Below are 2,201 nucleotides of genomic sequence, written 5' to 3' on the forward strand. Positions count from 1 at the left end.
CAAAAGGACCACTATTACCTGCTACTCGCAGGTAGGTGCGAACATCGGAGGGCCTTGCCCGGCCACCGCCGGGGCGGCGCAGCAACGAAGCTAGGGAAAGCAGAGGAACTCGGCCATGGCAACGGCGCCCAGCGTCTCGTACTCGATGACGGTCCGGCTGGAGGTGCCCGCGAGCGGAACCGCCGTATCGCAGCTCACCACGGCCGTGGAGTCCTCCGGCGGTTCGGTCTCCGGACTCGACGTCACTGCTTCCGGCCACGAGAAGCTCCGCATCGACGTCACCATCGCGGCGACCTCCACCACGCACGCCGACGAGATCGTCGAGAAGCTGAGCGGCATCGAGGGCGTCGTCCTCGGCAAGGTCTCCGACCGGACCTTCCTGATGCACCTCGGCGGCAAGATCGAGATGCAGTCCAAGCACCCCATCCGCAACCGTGACGATCTCTCCATGATCTACACGCCGGGTGTGGCGCGCGTCTGCATGGCCATCGCCGAGAACCCCGAGGACGCCCGGCGCCTCACCATCAAGCGGAACTCCGTCGCAGTCGTGACGGACGGTTCCGCCGTCCTCGGCCTCGGCAACATCGGCCCGAAGGCCGCCCTGCCCGTCATGGAGGGCAAGGCGGCCCTCTTCAAGCGCTTCGCCGGCATCGACGCCTGGCCGCTCTGCCTGGACACCCAGGACACCGACGCCATCGTCGAGATCGTCAAGGCGATCGCCCCCGGCTTCGCGGGCATCAACCTCGAGGACATCTCCGCGCCCCGCTGCTTCGAGATCGAGGCGCGGCTCCGTGAGGCCCTCGACATCCCCGTGTTCCACGACGACCAGCACGGCACCGCGATCGTCGTGCTCGCCGCCCTGACCAACGCGCTGCGTGTGGTGGGCAAGGCGGTCGGCGACGTACGGGTCGTCATGTCCGGCGCCGGCGCCGCGGGCACGGCCATCCTGAAGCTGCTGATCGCGGCGGGCGTCAAGCACGCCGTCGTTGCCGACATCCACGGTGTCGTGCACGCCGGCCGTGAGGACCTCGTCGACGCCGCTGCCGAGTCGCCGCTGCGCTGGATCGCCGACAACACCAACCCCGAGGGCGTCACCGGCACCCTGCGGGAGGCGGTGCGTGGCGCGGACGTCTTCATCGGCGTCTCCGCTCCGAACGTGCTGGGTGCCGACGATGTCGCGGCGATGGCGGAGGGCGCCATCGTGTTCGCTCTTGCGAACCCGGACCCCGAGGTGGAGCCGGCAATCGCCCGCCAGACGGCGGCAGTTGTCGCGACCGGCCGCTCCGACTTCCCCAACCAGATCAACAACGTGCTGGTCTTCCCGGGCGTCTTCCGCGGGCTCCTGGACGCCCAGTCCCGTACGGTCAACACGGAGATGATGCTGGCCGCGGCCGCGGCGCTCGCGGACGTCGTCACCGAGGACGAGCTCAACCCGAACTACATCATCCCGTCGGTCTTCAACGACAAGGTCGCGGGCGCGGTCGCCGGAGCCGTACGGGACGCCGCGAGGGCGGCGGGCGCGGCGGTGACGGGCCCCACGTCCGCCTGACGACGGCGCGTCGCGAGTCGCGGGGTCAGGAACGCCCCTTTAGGGTGGCGGACCATGAGCCCGCGACCGCCCGGCCGCGTGCCACGGACGGCGGCCCCTATGGCTCCGAGGAGTCTCCATGGGGTCGACGGAACGTCACCACGACGAGGCGCTGGCGCTTTTCGTGTGACTCCGGAGGGTGCCGGATTGGCTTTCCCGCCGCTGGTGGGGGCAGGATGCTCAATTGGGCGCGAGGGTCTGACAGCAGACCCGGGTCCGGGGACTGTCCGAGGGCCCTGGCAGCATCGGCTTCGATCTCACGCCTCACAGGCAAGAAGAACACGGGAGTAACAACATGAACCGCAGTGAGCTGGTGGCCGCGCTGGCCGACCGCGCCGAGGTGACCCGCAAGGACGCCGACGCCGTGCTGGCCGCTCTCGCCGAGACCGTCGGCGAGATCGTCGCCAAGGGCGACGAGAAGGTCACCATCCCCGGCTTCCTGACCTTCGAGCGCACCCACCGTGCCGCTCGCACCGCTCGTAACCCGCAGACCGGCGACCCGATCCAGATCCCGGCCGGCTACAGCGTGAAGGTCTCCGCGGGCTCGAAGCTCAAGGAAGCCGCCAAGGGCAAGTAAGTCCATGAGCGACAGGGCGGCCACCCGGACCGGGGT

At 69.5% G+C, this 2,201-nt stretch carries 2 protein-coding genes; both read left to right on the forward strand.

Annotated features, from left to right (window positions below; translation table 11 throughout):
* Positions 1 to 115 precede the first annotated feature (115 nt).
* A complete protein-coding gene (locus tag ACWGI8_RS43300; protein WP_453669013.1) occupies positions 116 to 1,549 on the forward strand; it encodes a malic enzyme-like NAD(P)-binding protein in 1,434 nt (477 codons plus the stop codon).
* Positions 1,550 to 1,883: 334 nt separating this feature from the next.
* Complete coding sequence (locus ACWGI8_RS43305; protein WP_003954777.1) at positions 1,884 to 2,165, forward strand: HU family DNA-binding protein; 282 nt, start codon at positions 1,884 to 1,886, stop codon at positions 2,163 to 2,165.
* The last annotated feature ends 36 nt before the right edge of the window (positions 2,166 to 2,201 follow it).

The organism is Streptomyces sp. NPDC054841 (genome assembly GCF_053611045.1).

Bases quoted from the DNA above. Each gene is read 5' to 3' on its own strand.
- ACWGI8_RS43300 (WP_453669013.1), top strand. From the start codon at position 116: ATGGCAACGGCGCCCAGCGTCTCGTACTCGATGACGGTCCGGCTGGAG.
- ACWGI8_RS43305 (WP_003954777.1), top strand. From the start codon at position 1,884: ATGAACCGCAGTGAGCTGGTGGCCGCGCTGGCCGACCGCGCCGAGGTG.